General features: G+C 66.2%; 14 protein-coding genes. 5 read left to right on the forward strand and 9 right to left on the reverse strand.

Features of this window, described 5'->3' with window-relative positions; all coding sequences use genetic code 11:
- Nucleotides 1-158: 158 nt before the first annotated feature.
- The 3 genes from M2390_RS13725 to ykgO form a co-directional block, all read right to left on the reverse strand.
- Nucleotides 159-1,925: a glycerol-3-phosphate dehydrogenase/oxidase gene (locus M2390_RS13725; protein ID WP_081863940.1), complete on the reverse strand. Its 1,767-nt coding sequence runs from the start codon at nucleotides 1,923-1,925 to the stop codon at nucleotides 159-161.
- 318 nt (nucleotides 1,926-2,243) lie between these two features.
- Nucleotides 2,244-3,362: a GuaB3 family IMP dehydrogenase-related protein gene (locus tag M2390_RS13730; RefSeq protein WP_259179569.1), complete on the reverse strand. Its 1,119-nt coding sequence runs from the start codon at nucleotides 3,360-3,362 to the stop codon at nucleotides 2,244-2,246.
- A gap of 105 nt (nucleotides 3,363-3,467) precedes the next feature.
- Nucleotides 3,468-3,590, reverse strand: coding sequence for a type B 50S ribosomal protein L36 (gene ykgO / locus M2390_RS13735; RefSeq protein ID WP_030148064.1), 123 nt, complete (start codon nucleotides 3,588-3,590; stop codon nucleotides 3,468-3,470).
- A gap of 78 nt (nucleotides 3,591-3,668) precedes the next feature.
- Between ykgO and M2390_RS13740 the strand changes: the two genes are divergently transcribed.
- Together M2390_RS13740 and M2390_RS13745 are read left to right on the forward strand one after the other, a co-directional pair.
- The gene (locus M2390_RS13740; RefSeq protein ID WP_259179573.1) at nucleotides 3,669-4,733 is read left to right on the forward strand and encodes a GTP-binding protein; all 1,065 of its coding nucleotides are present in this window, start codon (nucleotides 3,669-3,671) and stop codon (nucleotides 4,731-4,733) included.
- A gap of 65 nt (nucleotides 4,734-4,798) precedes the next feature.
- On the forward strand, nucleotides 4,799-6,085 hold the full coding sequence (locus M2390_RS13745; RefSeq protein WP_259179574.1) for a cation:proton antiporter: 1,287 nt from the start codon (nucleotides 4,799-4,801) through the stop codon (nucleotides 6,083-6,085).
- 81 nt (nucleotides 6,086-6,166) lie between these two features.
- Here the strand turns inward: M2390_RS13745 and M2390_RS13750 are convergent, their stop codons facing one another.
- The 5 genes from M2390_RS13750 to M2390_RS13770 all read right to left on the reverse strand — a co-directional run bounded on the left by M2390_RS13750 (nucleotide 6,167) and on the right by M2390_RS13770 (nucleotide 10,147).
- Complete coding sequence (locus M2390_RS13750; RefSeq protein WP_259179575.1) at nucleotides 6,167-7,087, reverse strand: IclR family transcriptional regulator; 921 nt, start codon at nucleotides 7,085-7,087, stop codon at nucleotides 6,167-6,169.
- 75 nt (nucleotides 7,088-7,162) lie between these two features.
- Complete coding sequence (locus M2390_RS13755; RefSeq protein WP_259179576.1) at nucleotides 7,163-8,455, reverse strand: adenosylhomocysteinase; 1,293 nt, start codon at nucleotides 8,453-8,455, stop codon at nucleotides 7,163-7,165.
- 103 nt (nucleotides 8,456-8,558) lie between these two features.
- The gene (locus tag M2390_RS13760) at nucleotides 8,559-8,921 is read right to left on the reverse strand and encodes a ribbon-helix-helix domain-containing protein (RefSeq protein WP_259179577.1); all 363 of its coding nucleotides are present in this window, start codon (nucleotides 8,919-8,921) and stop codon (nucleotides 8,559-8,561) included.
- The gene (locus M2390_RS13765) at nucleotides 8,914-9,201 is read right to left on the reverse strand and encodes a hypothetical protein (RefSeq protein WP_259179579.1); all 288 of its coding nucleotides are present in this window, start codon (nucleotides 9,199-9,201) and stop codon (nucleotides 8,914-8,916) included. Before M2390_RS13765 ends, M2390_RS13760 begins: the two co-directional genes overlap by 8 nt.
- 37 nt (nucleotides 9,202-9,238) lie before the next feature.
- Complete coding sequence (locus tag M2390_RS13770; protein WP_259179580.1) at nucleotides 9,239-10,147, reverse strand: LysR family transcriptional regulator; 909 nt, start codon at nucleotides 10,145-10,147, stop codon at nucleotides 9,239-9,241.
- 125 nt (nucleotides 10,148-10,272) lie between these two features.
- Between M2390_RS13770 and M2390_RS13775 the strand changes: the two genes are divergently transcribed.
- From M2390_RS13775 to M2390_RS13785, 3 genes are all read left to right on the forward strand, one after another.
- Complete coding sequence (locus tag M2390_RS13775; protein WP_259179581.1) at nucleotides 10,273-10,761, forward strand: hypothetical protein; 489 nt, start codon at nucleotides 10,273-10,275, stop codon at nucleotides 10,759-10,761.
- Nucleotides 10,762-10,981: 220 nt separating this feature from the next.
- A complete protein-coding gene (locus M2390_RS13780; RefSeq protein WP_259179583.1) occupies nucleotides 10,982-11,818 on the forward strand; it encodes a siderophore-interacting protein in 837 nt (278 codons plus the stop codon).
- Between the two features lie 64 nt (nucleotides 11,819-11,882).
- Nucleotides 11,883-14,174 (forward strand): heavy metal translocating P-type ATPase, encoded by a 2,292-nt coding sequence (locus M2390_RS13785; protein WP_259179585.1) that lies wholly within the window; start codon nucleotides 11,883-11,885, stop codon nucleotides 14,172-14,174.
- Between the two features lie 116 nt (nucleotides 14,175-14,290).
- Here the strand turns inward: M2390_RS13785 and M2390_RS13790 are convergent, their stop codons facing one another.
- On the reverse strand, nucleotides 14,291-15,463 hold the full coding sequence (locus tag M2390_RS13790; protein ID WP_259179586.1) for a pentapeptide repeat-containing protein: 1,173 nt from the start codon (nucleotides 15,461-15,463) through the stop codon (nucleotides 14,291-14,293).
- Nucleotides 15,464-15,584: the final 121 nt, after the last annotated feature.

Genomic DNA, 15,584 nt, shown 5'->3' on the forward strand with positions numbered 1-15,584 from the left:
CACGCCCCCACCCCCCGACCCGCCCCCCCCACCAGCCCCCCCCGCCACGCGCCCCAGCGCGCCCCCCCCGCCCACAACCCCCCCCCCCCCCCCCCCCCGCCCCGGCGCCCCCCCCCCCCCCCCCCCCCCCCCCCCCGCCGTTGTGATTCGGCTTGGGGCTATGCCTCGCCCACCTCGGGGGCTTCCAGGCGCACGCGGTCGGCCGAGACGTCGTCCGGCTGTTCCTGGGAGGCGCGCTCGGCCTTGACCCGCTCGAGGTACAGGTCGGTTTCCTTCTGCACGCGGGCAGCGTCCCAGCCCAGGGCGTCGCCGAGGAGCTTGGCGGCCACCGGGGCTGCCGAGACTCCGCGGTCCCACGCCTCGATCGAGATGCGGGTGCGGCGGGCCAGGACGTCGTCGAGGTGCAGCGCACCCTCGTGGGTGGCCGCGTAGACAACCTCGGCACCCAGATAGTCGTCGGCACCGGGCAGCGGTTCCCCGAGTTCGGGACGCTCACGGATCAGGTCGAGGACCTCATCGGCGAGGGTACCGTAGCGGTTCAGCAGGTGCTCGATCCGGGCCGGGTGCACGTCGAACGCACGGGCGATCTTGGCGCGCTTATTCCACGCGGCCTGATAGCCCTCGGCCCCCACCAGCGAGATGTTCTCGGTCGCGGACTTGGGGATCTTGCCATCCAGCGCATCCACCGCCGCATCCACCGCGTCCTTGGCCATGACCCGATAGGTGGTCCACTTTCCGCCGGCCACGACCACGAGCCCCGGGACCGAGTGGGTCACGATGTGCTCGCGCGAGAGCTTCGAGGTCTGATCGCTCTCCCCCGCCAGCAGCGGACGCAGGCCCGCATACACACCCTCGACATCGTCCCGGGTGAGCGGAACCGCGAGGATCTTATTGACGTGCTCCAGCAGGTAGTCGATATCCGCGGCGGTTGCGGCGGGATGCGCCTTGTCCAGGTCCCAGTCGGTATCGGTGGTACCGATCAGCCAGTGCCGACCCCAGGGAATCACAAACAGCACACTCTTCTCGGTGCGCAGCAGCAGACCCATGTTGGACTGGAAGCGATCGCGCGGCACCACCAGGTGGATGCCCTTGGACGCGCGCACCTTGAACTGCCCGCGCTCGCCCACGAGGGCCTGGGTGTCATCGGTCCACACACCGGTGGCGTTCACGACCTGCTTGGCGCGCACCTCGAAGTGCTCGCCGGTCTCCAGGTCGTGTGCCTTCACGCCCACCACGCGCTGTCCCACCTTGAGGAAGCCCTCAACCCGCACGCGGCTCGCGGCGTGCGCGCCGTAGCTCGCGGCGGTCCGCACCAGGGAGGCCACATAGCGGGCGTCGTCCACCTGGGCGTCGTAGTAGGTAAGGCCGCCGACAAACGCGTTATTGCGCAGCGACGGGATCGCCCGCTGCACCTGTCGTTTGCTCAGGTGCCGGTGGTGCGGCACCCCCGGCGGACGGCCGCCGGTGTAGGAGAAGATGTCGTACAGCATCATGCCGGCACCGATGTAGAAGCGCTCAAACACCGGCCGGTTCAGGGGGTAGAGGAAGCGCACGGGCTTCACCAGGTGCGGGGCCAGACGCTGCAGCAGCAGGCCACGCTCGATCAGGGCTTCGCGCACCAGACGGAAGTCGAGCTGTTCCAGATAGCGGATGCCACCGTGCACCAGCTTGGAGGAGCGGCTGGAGGTTCCGCTGGCCCAGTCGCGGGCCTCGAGGATTCCGGTGCTCAGACCACGGGTGACCGCGTCCAGTGCCGATCCGGCACCCACGATTCCGCCACCCACCACCAGAACGTCGAGCTCACGCTCCTTGAGTGCCTCGATCGCGGCCGAACGCTGTTCCGGGCCGAGCCCCACACGCCGCGGCTCCTCCGCACGGGACCCCTGCCCCGCCGTCGACTTCGTGGACTTTTTTTCCGCTGCCATGTGCCCTCCCTCGGTGGTGGGAACCGGCAAGCCGATTCCGGCCAAGCTGATTGCGGGCGACCGGAACGGTCACACCGCCACCACCGAGCCTAGCCAGTCACGCAGGCAGAAACCAGGGGTCCGCTCGAAATTCTGAGCAATTACCGAGCGTGCGGAACGACACCACGCAGCGTGCACCGCGTATGGCCCGATCCCCCGCGGAAAACCACGAATGCGCCGCCCCGAAGTGGGGACGACGCATTCGTGAGCGGTGCCGTAACACCGCGGAAGTGTTACATCGAGCCACGGCGGGCACAGACCCGGCCGAGGCGACAAAAACTACATCGAGCGGCGGGTGACCAGCGGCGCGCGCTGGAACTCCTTGAGGTCCGAGTATCCGGTGGTGGCCATCGCGCGACGCAGGGCGCCGGTGAGGTTCGCGGTGCCCTCGGAGCTGGATGCCGGGCCGTGGAAGATCTCCTCGAAGGTACCCACGGTGCCCACCTCGACGCGGCGGCCACGCGGGACCTGCGGGTGGTAGGCCTCGGCACCCCAGTGGAAGCCGTGTCCGGGAGCGTCGGTCGCGCGGGCCAGGGTGGTACCCAGCATCACGGCGTCGGCACCGCAGGCGATGGCCTTGACGATGTCGCCCGAGGAACCCAGGCCGCCATCGGCGATGACCTGCACGTAGCGTCCACCGGACTCCACCATGTAGTCACGGCGAGCGCCGGCCACATCGGCGACGGCGGTGGCCATCGGCGCGTGGATTCCCAGAGTGGCGCGAGTGTTCGAGGCCGCACCGCCACCGAAGCCCACCAGCACACCGGCGGCACCGGTACGCATCAGGTGCAGAGCGGTGGTGTAGGTGGCGGCGCCACCCACGATGACCGGCACGTCGAGCTCGTAGATGAACTTCTTCAGGTTCAGCGGCTCGGACTCCTTGGACACGTGCTCGGCGGACACGGTGGTGCCACGGATCACGAAGATGTCGACACCCGCGGCGACCACGGTGTCGGAGAGCTCCTGGGTACGCTGCGGCGAGAGCGCGGCGGCCACCGGAACACCGGCGGCGCGGATCTCGGCGATGCGCGCGGTCACCAGCTCGGGGATGATCGGGGCGGAGTAGATCTCCTGCATGCGCTTGGTGGCACGCTCGGCGGGCAGCTCGGCGATTTCGGCCAGCAGCACCTCGGGGTTCTCGTAGCGGGTCCAGAGGCCCTCGAGGTCGAGAACACCCAGGCCACCGAGCTTGCCGATGGTGATGGCCGAGGTCGGCGAGACGACCGAGTCCATGGGGGCGGCAATGAAGGGGGTGTCGAAGGTGAAGGCGTCGATCTCCCAGCTCACCGAGACGTCGCGGTGATCGCGGGTACGCCGGTCCGGGACGATGGCAACATCGTCGAATCCAAATACGCCACGGGCGCGCTTACCGACACCGATCTCAATTTCATTACTCACCCGTATAGCCTACCGTGCCCGGGCGGCTCGGCCCATCGAGTGCGCGCATTTGCCCAACAGCCGCGGGAACACGCGGGGCTCCGCGTCCGGAACCCCGCCGCCCGGTCAACCCTGACGACCCTTGAAGCGCGGGTTGAGCTTATTGATCACAAACGTGCGGCCGCGGCGGCGAACCACCTGCGATCCCGGCTGATTCTTGAGCGACTTGAGGGATGAACGAACCTTCATCGAATTTCCTTACTATTGAGAACTGTTATCATTAACATACACCGACGACCCACGTCGGGGAACAGCAAGGGAGAATCGGTGGATCAGGTAGACGTGGTTGCGGTGGTGGGGGCGTGCGCGCCGGAGCGGGCACTGTACGCGCGCAGACTCTCGGAGGAGTCCGGGCGCGCGCTGATTCCCGCCGCACACCTGAGCCGGCCGTCCGCCGTCGACGCACTCACCTGGGCCGAAACCTCGGCGGATGGATCCGCGACTGTGGACGTCTCGGCCGGCGTCGTGGTTGAGTGCCCGGCCACGGCCTCGGCGATCGAACTCATCGGAGCCCTCACCGACCCCGCGGCACACACGCGCCTGGGCGCGGTCATCTGCGTGGTGGATGCCGCCCATTTACTGGACGACCTCGCCGCCGAAGACTTCATCGTGACCGCCCGCACACCGACCGGCCAGCCCCGCGAATTCACCGCCCGGGCCCTCCTCACGGTCACCCAGCTCGAGTACGCCTCAACCATCGTGCTGGTCAACTGGGATGTGCTCAGCACCCCCGACCTCTCAAGCGTGATGGCACTGGTGAGCACCCTGAGTCCGCGTGCCCGGCTGCGTCTGCACGTGGATACCATTGACCCGATCTCTGCGGGTCCCGCCTACGCCGCAGCCCAGGACCGCGCGGGGTGGGTCAGCATCCTCAACGAGGACGCCGCCCCACATATGACCGACCGTCGGGTGAGCACCCTGCACTACCAGCAGCTGCGCCCGTTGCACCCCGGGCGACTCCAGCGGGTGCTGGATGAACGGATCGAACCGGGTGAGTTTGGTCTGATCGTCCGCTCGGCGGGATTCTGCCGCTTCGCGACCCGCCCCGGCGAGACGATGCAGTGGGAGCACGTGGGGTGCACGATCGCGTTCCAGGTCCTCTCGGAGCACGACCGTCTGGTGGGCATCGACGATCATCCGGCCGCGGAGGAACTCATGTCCGTCGGCCAGGACCTGGCCTTCATCGGTCTCGACCTGGACCTCGACGCCCTCACCCGCGCGCTCGACGATGCCGCCCTCACCGACGCCGAGCTTGAGGCCGGACCGACCACCTGGGCACGGTTCCCCGACCCGTTCCCGACCTGGTCGCCCGCCGAAAACACCGCCGATTAGCGCTTACCCCGGGTAAGCTGGCCGCGGGTGCAGCCACGCATCCGCCCCGGTATAAGGAGAGTTCGATGCCCCCCTTGGTGTTAATCGGACTGGCGGCTGTCGCGGTGTGGTCCCTCGTCTCCCACCGATTCGAACGCTGGGGAATCGCCGGTCCGGCCGCGCTGATCGTCCTCGGAGCCCTGACCACGGTCTGGAACGTTCCGGCTTTTGCCGCGGCCATCGACACCGAGGTGAGCTCACGGGTGGTCGAGCTGATCCTCGCCATTCTGCTATTCACCGACGCCATGGAGGTACGCGGTCGCGGCCTGTTTGGCGGGGAACGAAACGCGACACTGCGCCTGCTGCTGATCGCGCTCCCCCTCTCCATCATGCTCGCGGCACTGATCAGTGTCTTCCTGGTTCCCGATGCGCTGTTGGTCGCCCTGGTAATCGCCTGTGTGGTGATGCCGATCGATTTGGCGCCCGCCGCTCGGATGCTACGGCTCGGCAGCCTGCCCCCGCGGGTGCGCTCGATCCTCACCATCGAGGGAGGCTATAACGACGGTCTGGTTGCCCCGTTCTTTGGCATGTCGCTGGCGGTATCCGTGGCCATCATCAAGGCGATCGAAGCCCAGCCCGGAGATCAGAACCGGATTCTCGATCAGGGTGCCGAGGATTTCGCGCGGGTATTCGCAAATGCCGCGCCGTCGATCCTGGCGGCCATTGCCGTGGGTATCACGCTCGGGACCTGCCTGGGGCTGGCGGTGCGCCACCTCCACCGAGTCGGCTGGGCCAGCGATGCGGGGATCCGGCTGGTCACCATGCTCCTGCCGCTCATCGCGTTTGGAACCGCCGCCGTCATCCCCGAGATCAACGCCAACGGTTTTGTGGCCGCCTTTGTGACCGGGCTCGCGTATCGCATCATGAGAACCCGGGGGATGGAGGTGCGGTCGATCCCCCACACCGAGCTTCGATTTATCGACGAGGTGGGGGTGCTCACCACAAACTTTGTGTGGTTCATGCTCGGCGGCACCATGCTGGTTGCGTTTTCCGGCGGAGTGGAGTGGACACTCATCGTGTTTGCCCTGCTCGCGCTCACGCTCCTGCGCATCGGCCCCGCCTATCTGTCGCTCCTGCGGAGCACCGTTGGCCGTCGCGATCGACTCCTCATCGGCGCGCTCGGCCCGCGCGGCACGGCCTCGATCGTCTTCGCGCTCCTCGCCTACAACGCGTTGCCCTCCGGTAGCACGGAGGCCGACTATGTGTTGGTGATCGCCGTCGCCACCGTGGTCGGGAGCGTCCTTATCCACGGTGTTGTTGCACCGGCGGTGCTCGGTGAAATCGACCGCCGGCGAGGCTCGGCCCCAAACTAGCCCGCGTTCACCGGCGAGGCTCGGCCTCAAACTAGCCCGCGTCCGGCTAGCCCGCGTTCACCGGCGAGGCTCGGCGTCCGGCTAGCCCGCGTTCGCTGCCGAGGGGATACCGGATGCACCCGAAGGCGCGGCATCCGCGCCCGCGAGCAGCTCGGTGATCGCGGCGGCGGCGGCGAGAAGCTCCTCACGCACAAACCCGGCCGGGTGGGTGCTCAGCGAGGTGGCCACATAGGGAACCGTCAGGCAGGCAAGGGCGACGCCCTCCCGGGAGAGGATCGGGGCGCTGAGGTCGGTGACCCCGGGATAGAGCCCGTCGGGCTGCTCGGCGATCCCGGCCGTGCGGATGATCGCCAGGGTGTCGGCGAGCGAAGCGTCCACGCCGGCGGCATCGGAACCGGCAGAGGCATCGGCAGCGGCAGCGGCAGCGGCAGCGGCGGCGGCAGCGGCATCAGCATCGGCAGCGGGTGCCGCATCAGCGGCTGCAACAGCAGCGGCAGCGCCTGCCCCGCCGGCATCGGCAAACGCCAGCAGCACCCGACCCGCGTTGGTGCCGCGCAGATCGAACTCCGCACCCACCCGCACCCGGAACCCGAAGTCTCCGGGACCGGCGGACTCGGCCAGGATCACCAGGTGATCGCCCGCCCGATAGCCCAGGTTGCAGGACTGCCCCACACTCGTGGCCAGGCGGCGCATGATGGGCTGCGCCAGCCACACCAGCGAGCGAATCGGATCATGCCGATGGGCGAGTTCAAAGAGTCGCAGGCTCAGCGAGTAGAGACCCGAACCCTCATCTCGGGCGATGTATCCCCGACGCTCCAGCACGCTGAGCACCCGAAAAATCTGCGCGGCCGAGCGGCCCGTGCGCTGGGCGATCGCCTGCTGACTCACCGGCCCCGGCGTCTCGGCCAGAAACTCCAGGATGTCGAGCGCCTTCTCCACCGCCGGGGCGGCGTAGGCGGGCGCGGACTCGGCCGGGGACGCAGCGGCGGGATCGATGCTCATAGTGTTCGAGTGTACCGATCCCGCCGCGGTTTCCCGCGTGGGCCCGATGCTCATCGGTGGCCCATCTGCGCGGGCCTAGGCGAGCGAGCTACCCAGCAGGCTCAGGGTCTGCCGGGCGATATCGCGGTTGATGTCATCGGGGACCGGCTGCGGCCCGGTGGGCAGGTTCGCCGCACGCAGCGCGATCCGCTCGAGCGAGAGGGCCTGCATCATGAAGCCCACATCCATCGCCTCGATCGAGTTACCCCGCGGCGCGGTTCCGGCGAGGTTATACATGCGCCCGCCGGTCAGCAGATAGACGGTACGGTCCTCGTCCAGGGTGATCGCATCGATCTCCTCGGTGACCGGAGCCACGGCACCCGCAGAGGTCAGCGCGGGCACATCGATCTCCCAGGGGAAGTGACCGATGTTGCCCAGGATCGTGCCGTCTCGCAGCAGGTCGAAGTGCTCGGCGGTGAGGATGCCGGCGCGGCCGGTCGCGGTGATGATGACGTCGGCGGAGGACACCAGGTCGGCCAGCGGCGCCACCCGGAAACCGTCAAACGCGGCCTCATAGGCGGCCAGCTCGTCCACCTCGGCCACCGAGACGCGGCCGCCGAGAGCGCGGAGATACTGGGCGATCCCTCGACCGCACCAGCCATAGCCGGCCACCACGAAGCGGCGTCCGGGCACCTGCACATTTGTCAGGCGCATGAAGGATTCCACCGCACTCTGCCCCACCGCGTGCTTGTTTTCGCCGATGGCCTTGAGCGGGCTGTCGTTGATCACAATCACCGGGAAGGGCACCTCCCCGTTCATCTCCTCGCGCAGGCGGAACGCCCCCGAGGTGGTCTCCTCGGTGCCGCCGATCAGCGACCCCGAAAGCCCCTCGGTGACCGCGAGCGCCGCCAGATCGGCACCGTTATCCAGCAGAATCTGCGGGCGTTCGGCGATCGTGCGGGCAAGGTTTCGGTGATGTTCCTCGATCGAGTCTTCGCGCCGGCCAAAGATGGTCATCCCGCGCTCCTGCAGCGCGGCGACCACATCGTCCTGGGTCGAACCGTGGTTACCGGTTCCCACGATGCGGGCACCACCGGCGGCGAGGGTTTCCACCAGGACCGCGGTCTTGGGTTCCACATGCAGCGACAGCCCGATCGTGATGCCCTCAAACGGACGCTCGGCGGCAAAGCGCTCACGCAGATTCGCCAACATGCCCATCCGGGTGCGAATCCAGGCGATGCGGCGTTCTCCGGCGGCAGCCAGTTCGGCCCGGCTCGGCTCGGCATCATCAACGCCCTCCGCCGCGACGGCGGCGTCCTTGAGAGCTGAAGGATCGACTGCGGGGGTCGAATCGATGGGGGTGACGTCGGTGTCAGGGGTCGTGCTCACGGGTACTCCTCGGTTCCGACCGGGACGACCCCGGTCGGTTCGAGTTTGACACCCACTTCTCACATACGCAACTTAATTTCTTCTATGAAATCGCCTCGGATGACTAGCTCGCCCGATGGTTTTGGATGTACTCGCTAATTGCCGCACGAACAAACTCCGACTCGGTGGAAAACTCGGACCCGGTCAAAAATCCGCGCATTTCGGATCGCAGCGACTCACTCAGTCGAATATTGAGCTTGGGAGAAGAAACCCCGGCTCCCACACGTCGATCAAGCCGCGGGCGCCCGCGGAGACGACGCGTGACCTCGTTTTCTCCGCCAATCGCCGGAACCTCCCCAAAAAGATCATCAAGGATGTCCTGCCCCTCGCCTCCCACAAACACCACGGTTTCCGAGCCAAACGCGGGCATCTCTTCGGCAAAGCGTTCGCGTTCATCCTTCGGCGCGTTGTGCTGGATGTCAGCCATGTTCAATCTCCCTTACTCGGTTCCGAGTCTTTTGCCGAAGCGGCATTGCATGAAAAACCACAAAATCTCCGGATTCCACCCAGTTGCCCATCACTTCAATCGGAAGGCCTGCCAGGTCATATCCGATAAAAAGATCCGGACGCGGATGGTTCGGCGAACGGGGTTCATCAAAATGGCGAATCCAGCGCGCACGATCGACGCGAATAGCGTTTTCAACATCGGCAAGCGAGACACCGTGCTTCGATGCCGATCCCCCCGATGTGAATACTATTTTTGCCATACAAAATAATACCTCGGATACCCCCGGGCGACCACCCCTACACCCGCGAGGCCTGCCAGTCTCGAGCCAGGCGCACCAGGGCATCGATCACAATCGCGGTGGCGGCGACCGGTTCGCGCTTCGTCGCGCGGTGACGCAGGGTCAGCGAGCGGGTGCCGAGGCCCGGCATCTCGCGCACCGAAACACCGGCGGGCAGCGCCTCCTGAAGCGCCAGGTCGGGCAGCAGGGTCACCCCCTGTCCGGCTGAGACCAGCGAGAGCGCGGCGGGGAAGTCCTCATATCCGTGGACCGGAGCGGTGGTGACCCCCAGCCGAATTCGCGCCCGCTCGACCGCCCGCGCCGATGCCCCCTCGGTGGCCACCCCGAGCCAGGGCAGCGCGACCAGCTCGTCCAGACTCAGATCCGCCGGGGTCGCCTGCGGGACCACGAGCCGCCACGGATCATCCAGCAGCGGCACGTCCCGGGTGTACGCGGGTGAGCCCTCATCCAGCTCGCGGTCGAAGATGATCAGGTCGGCCTCGCCGCTGCGCAGCATCCGCGGCAGACGCAGGGTTGAGGCATCGTGCAGGCGCAGCTCGATTCCGGGGAGGGAGTCCAGCAGCTGCGATAGGTGCGGCACGATGAGACCGGACAGCACGGTCTGGAACGCCGCGATCGACACCGATCCGGTCACCTCCTGCTGCGCCTCGATCAGGCGTCCACGTGCGTCGGTGAGCTCACGTTCGATACTCTCGGCCGCCTCCACCAGGATTCTCCCGGACAGGGTCAGGGTCACTCCCCGGGGGCCTCGATCCAACAGCGCGACCCCCTGTTCGCGCTCCAAACGGGAGATCTGCTGGGACACCGCGGACGCCGTCACGTGCAGGGAATCGGCCGCGGCCAGGATGCTGCCGTGGCGGGCAACGGCGAGCAAAAAGGTGAGTCGCGTCGGGTCAATTTCTGCCATAAGTAAAGCTTATGTCCTAGATCACAAAACGTTATTTGTGCTTAGGTCGGAAATCACCGAAACTTATTTCTCGGCACCCCAATTGCCGCCCCCGCTCATTGAACTTCTGCCCCCGAAAGTACCCCGTGGATTTCTCGCTTCTCATCGTTGCCGCCGGTTGGATCGGCGCCATCCTCACCGTCGCCGCGTACGGCCTGCTCAGCGCGGGCAAACTCGCAGCGGATTCACCCTGGTTCCAGGTGGGCAACATCGTGGGTGCGGGCATGCTGCTGATCAGCGCGGCCTCCAACGGCGCGTGGCCCTCGGCGGTGGTCAACGGCATCTGGATCGTCATCGGCCTGCAGGCCTCAATCATGCTGGTGCGTCGAGCCCGGCAGCGTGCACGCTCAGCCGCCAGCAACCCGATGACCGACGCGCTGCCCACCATAACCTCCACCGGAACGGGCACCGTCTCGGTCATCGGCGAGCAGGTCGACGTCCTCGACGAGATCCTGCCGCCCACCGTGGCCATTCCGATCATCACCCAGGCAATGCTCGCCGAGGAGCATGCCCGCCGGGCACAGACCCACGCCCACGAGGGCACCGACACCGGCCGCGTGTCGATCGGCGTCTAGCTCACCGCCACGGCCCCCGCGTTCGGCACCGCCGCACGCGGGGGCATTTCGTTTTCTCGCGCGTGTTGATCCATACCCGCGCATAAGGTGCCGTTTCCGGCGGAATCCCGGGCTCCTGTCGTCCAGATATCCACCTATCAGACACCCCTCGAACGTGGGTCAGTCGGAAAATGGACAAACGGTCGTGCAATTCGGCCCCGGACGGTGCAGAATGAGCATTATGAGCACGTCCCCTACGCCTCGCCCCGCACGCCCACAGACCGTTCTTGAGGTGGTCGCGCGCAACTGGCTGACCCCGCACCTCGTGCGCCTCACCCTCGGCGGCCCCGGATTTGACGACTTCGTCTCCAACGATGCCACCGACAAGTACATCAAGATCTTCTTCACCAAGCCCGAGCTGGAGCTCGAGCCGCCCTACGACGTGGCCGCGCTGCGCGAAACCCTCGCGCCCGAGGACCTTCCGGTAACCCGCACCTACACCGTACGCCGGGTGAACGCCGAGGAGCGCACGCTGGATGTGGACTTCGTGGTGCACGGCGACGAGGGCCTCGCGGGCCCCTGGGCCGCGAACGCCGCCCTCGGCGACCGCGTGGTTTTCGCCGGTCCCGGTGGCGCCTACTCGCCCGACCTTGAGGCCGATTGGCACCTGTTTGTGGGCGACGAATCGGCGTTCCCGGCGATTGCCGCCGCGGCGGAGTCCCTGCCCGAGGATGCCCGAGGCATCGTTGTGATCGAGATTGAGTCCGAGGATGATCGCCCGACCCTGGCCGGTCCCGATGGGGTTGCCGTGCACTGGATCATCCGTGGCGAGCGCACCGAGGAGACCCCGCGCCTCCTCGCCGAAGCCGTGCGCTCCCTCACCTGGCTGGAGGGCCGCGTCCAGGTATTTGCCCACGGTGAGCGCGAATCGATGAAGGCGCTGCGCGAGGTATTCATCACCGAGCGCGAGCTCGAGCGCTCCCAGCTTTCGCTCTCCGGGTACTGGGCCTATGGCCGCGCCGAAGATCGCTTCCAGGCGGAAAAGCGCGAGCCGATCGGCAAGATTTTCCCCGCCTAAGCCATCGCTCCGGTCGAACATCCACACCTAGACGTATACCCCTTGGGGGTATAGCCTGGGTGCCATGACCGACGAGCAGAACACCCATCGCTCTCCCGGGAGTACCGGAGAGAATCCGCACCACCACGTCCATCCCGATCCCGCCGGGCACGATGAGCACGCCGGGCACGGCGGCCACGATGAGCACGCGGGCCACGGCGGGAACGATGAGCATGCCGGGCACGGCGGGCACGATGGCCATGCCGGACACGTCGCCGCGTTCCGCCGCCTGTTCTGGATCATGCTGGTCTTCGCCCTCCCGGTGGTCACACTCTCGGGCATGTTCGCCCATATCCTCGGTTATGCTCTGCCCGATCTCCCCGGAATCACCTGGGTGTCCCCGGCCCTCGGCACCGTCATGTATGTCTGGGGTGGCAAGCCCTTCCTAACCGGAGCGGTGGATGAGTTGCGAGCCCGCAAGCCCGGCATGATGCTGCTGATCGCGCTGGCCATCACCGTCGCCTTCCTCTCCTCCTGGGGATCGAGTCTCGGGCTGCTCAGCCACGAGCTGGACTTCTGGTGGGAACTCGCGCTGCTGATCGTGATCATGCTGCTGGGACACTGGATCGAGATGCGCTCCCTCGCCCAAACGTCCTCGGCCCTGGACTCACTCGCGGCCCTGCTGCCCGATGAGGCCGAGCGGGTCATCGAGGACACCGCCACACACGCCGCATTCGCGCAAAACGCTTCGGCACACGAAGCGCACGCCGCCCATGAACCACACGCCACGCACGACCGTCACGAAGCACCCGAGCCGCACGACGCGGACGTACCGGGTACCGAGCGGATCGAACGGGTAGCCCCGAGCACCCTCGCGGTGGGCGACCTGCTGATCGTTCGCCCCGGCGGCCGGGTCCCCGCCGATGCGCGGATCGAGTCCGGTTCCGCAGACATGGACGAGTCGATGATCACCGGCGAATCCCGCGCCGTGCACCGCGAGCCCGGGGACACCGTAATCGCCGGCACCGTGGCCACCGATTCGGGCCTGCGGGTCCGTGTCACCGCGGTGGGTGGGGACACCGCCCTGGCCGGGATTCAGCGTCTGGTGGCCGATGCCCAGGCCTCGTCCTCGCGCGCCCAGCGCCTGGCCGACCGCGCCGCCGGCTGGCTGTTCTGGTTTGCGCTGGGATCCGCGATCATCACCGCGCTGGTCTGGACCCTGCTCGGGATGCCCGATGACGCCGTGGTGCGCACCATCACCGTGCTGGTCATTGCCTGCCCACACGCGCTGGGCCTGGCGATCCCACTGGTGGTCTCGATCGCCACCGAGCGGGCGGCCCGCGGCGGCATCCTGATCACCGATCGACTCGCCCTGGAGAGCATGCGCGGGGTCGGCAGCGTGCTGTTCGACAAGACCGGAACCCTGACCCGCGGGGAGCCCCGGGTCGAGGAGATCGCGGTAGCCGCCGGTTCCGACCTCGACGAGCAAGCGGTGCTGGCACTGGCCGCCGCGGCCGAGTCGGATTCCGAGCACCCGCTGGCCCGCGCCATCGTGGCGGCCGCCGACGAGCGCAACCTCACCCGGGAACGCGCGAGTGACTTTACCTCGGCCCCGGCGCTGGGTGTACGGGCCCGGGTGGGCACGCGGGAGATCGGCGTGGGCGGTCCGGGATTGCTCCGCGAGTACCAGGCCCAGGAGCTTCCCGCGGCGGATGAGTGGCGGGCCCAGGGTGCGATCATCCTGCACGTACTTGCCGACGGGGTGGTCATCGGCGCACTCAAGCTTGCCGATGAGATCCGTCCGGAATCCCGCGAGGCCGTGGAGGCACTCCAGCACCTGGGCATCGAGCCGGTGATGATCACCGGGGACGCCGAGGCCGTCGCACACGCTGTCGCCGCCGAGCTCGGCATCACCCGGGTCTTTGCCGGGGTGCGCCCCGAGGACAAGGCGGCTCGGGTGGCCGAGCTGCAGGCCGAGGGACGGGTCGTGGCGATGGTCGGCGACGGCGTCAACGATGCCCCGGCTCTCGCCCGGGCGGATGTGGGCATCGCGATCGGGGCGGGCACGGATGTGGCCATCGCCTCGGCCGGGGTGATCCTGGCCAGCGATGATCCCCGCTCGGTCCTCTCGGTCATCGAGCTCTCCCGGGCCAGCTATCGCAAGATGAGCCAAAACCTCTGGTGGGCCGCGGGCTACAACCTGCTCTCGGTCCCACTCGCGGCCGGGGTGCTCGCGCCGATCGGGTTTGTGCTGCCGATGTCGGTGGGGGCGATTCTGATGTCGCTGTCCACGATCATCGTGGCCGCCAACGCCCAGCTACTGCGTCGGCTCGATCTCTCCCCCGAAGCCGGGGTGCGCGCAGCCCGGGCACGCTAGCCCGAACGCATCGGCGGCAAGCAAATGCCTAAGTTGGCCATTCAGCCACGGTCAAATGCATTCGATAACATGAGCGCACTAGCGGGCCCGGCAGATGCCCGTGGGAAGTCTTCGACTTAGAACTTAGCTAGATCCTGATTCATCGCCTGTGAGAAGTCTACGTCTGACGTGTCGCAACCCACGAAGCTAGCACCAGTGAGATCGCACCCTCGCAAAGTCACGTCTTTCAGAGAGGCCCCTTCGAACGAAACGTCAGTAAAGTTGCAATCCGTGAATTCCGTTCCCTGTAGCTTAGCGCGCGTAAAATCGACAGTTTTCAACTCACACCCGTCAAAAACGGTCGAAGTCAGATTTGCACTAGAAAAGGAAACCCGCGAAAGTTCGCCCTGATAAAATTTTGCATTTCCGCAATCTGAACCGTGAAGACGGACAGCGTCTAGAGTAAAGAACCAGAGTTCCATACCCGACAAATTCGCCTTTTCGAGTGATAACTTTTGGCACCATTTCGGGTAGAAGTATGCACCTCGCAAATCTGCATTCGCAAGATTGGCTCTGGTTAGGTTGGAATTACCAAGGTTCGCGCCCTTGAGATTTGCACCGACTAGATCGATACCACAAAGATCTGCGTCCCGGAGGTTTGCGTTCTCTAGGTTCACTCCGGCAACGCGAAGCTCACCCAAATTTGCTCCAACAAGATCGAAATCTATATTCGTGTTCATGAATGAGGCCATACGGCCCAACGCTAAAATCGCGGACGCTATTTCCGCTCCAGGTCGAGCCGACACTTTGTTAGTGCTTTCAGCAGCACGTTGAGTCGCCCTCGACGGTTGGAGCGTGACGGTGCTATGTACATGGGATAACTCCCGAACGAACGTCTCCAAGACATGAGCAATGGTGAGCCTATCCCGACTGGAATCAAAGGCTATGCGCTCAAGCGCGTAAACCCCGCCAATGCGAATGGCGAGACTGTCCGTGTTTCCGAGCTGAGCGATCGCTTCGGTGTACCGGTCAGTGAAATTCGAATCTCGTTCCAGGTCCGCCCGGTGCCGCGTGATTCGGTCCCGCTGCCAGGTGAACACAAGACTTACAACGGCGATAACTCCACCCGCGGCCCACAGGGTTCCTTGACGGGCACTCGCGATTGCGGCCGCACGGTCCGTTTCATCGATGCCATCATCCACCATGAGAAACCGAGGGACCTGCCAAACACTGAAGCCAAGAACCCCAATCAGAATTACAGCAATTCCCCCGCTGAGCACCCAAGACCATACAGCGGATTTACGCGACACAGGTTATTCCTTTCGCGCCGGTTTGGACAAAGCTGGTCTGACCAACGGCAATGATTTCTTGGACCTAAAGCGACACACCACTGTTCTCGATTCAAAGGACCATTACTCACAGTGCGAACCT

The sequence above is a fragment of the Mycetocola sp. BIGb0189 genome (assembly GCF_024810155.1).
Lineage (GTDB): Bacteria > Actinomycetota > Actinomycetes > Actinomycetales > Microbacteriaceae > Mycetocola > Mycetocola lacteus.

Bases quoted from the DNA above. Each gene is read 5' to 3' on its own strand.
- M2390_RS13725 (WP_081863940.1), bottom strand. From the start codon at position 1,925: ATGGCAGCGGAAAAAAAGTCCACGAAGTCGACGGCGGGGCAGGGGTCC.
- ykgO (WP_030148064.1), bottom strand. From the start codon at position 3,590: ATGAAGGTTCGTTCATCCCTCAAGTCGCTCAAGAATCAGCCGGGATCG.
- M2390_RS13745 (WP_259179574.1), top strand. From the start codon at position 4,799: ATGCCCCCCTTGGTGTTAATCGGACTGGCGGCTGTCGCGGTGTGGTCC.
- M2390_RS13750 (WP_259179575.1), bottom strand. From the start codon at position 7,087: ATGAGCATCGATCCCGCCGCTGCGTCCCCGGCCGAGTCCGCGCCCGCC.
- M2390_RS13760 (WP_259179577.1), bottom strand. From the start codon at position 8,921: ATGGCTGACATCCAGCACAACGCGCCGAAGGATGAACGCGAACGCTTT.
- M2390_RS13765 (WP_259179579.1), bottom strand. From the start codon at position 9,201: ATGGCAAAAATAGTATTCACATCGGGGGGATCGGCATCGAAGCACGGT.
- M2390_RS13770 (WP_259179580.1), bottom strand. From the start codon at position 10,147: ATGGCAGAAATTGACCCGACGCGACTCACCTTTTTGCTCGCCGTTGCC.
- M2390_RS13780 (WP_259179583.1), top strand. From the start codon at position 10,982: ATGAGCACGTCCCCTACGCCTCGCCCCGCACGCCCACAGACCGTTCTT.
- M2390_RS13785 (WP_259179585.1), top strand. From the start codon at position 11,883: ATGACCGACGAGCAGAACACCCATCGCTCTCCCGGGAGTACCGGAGAG.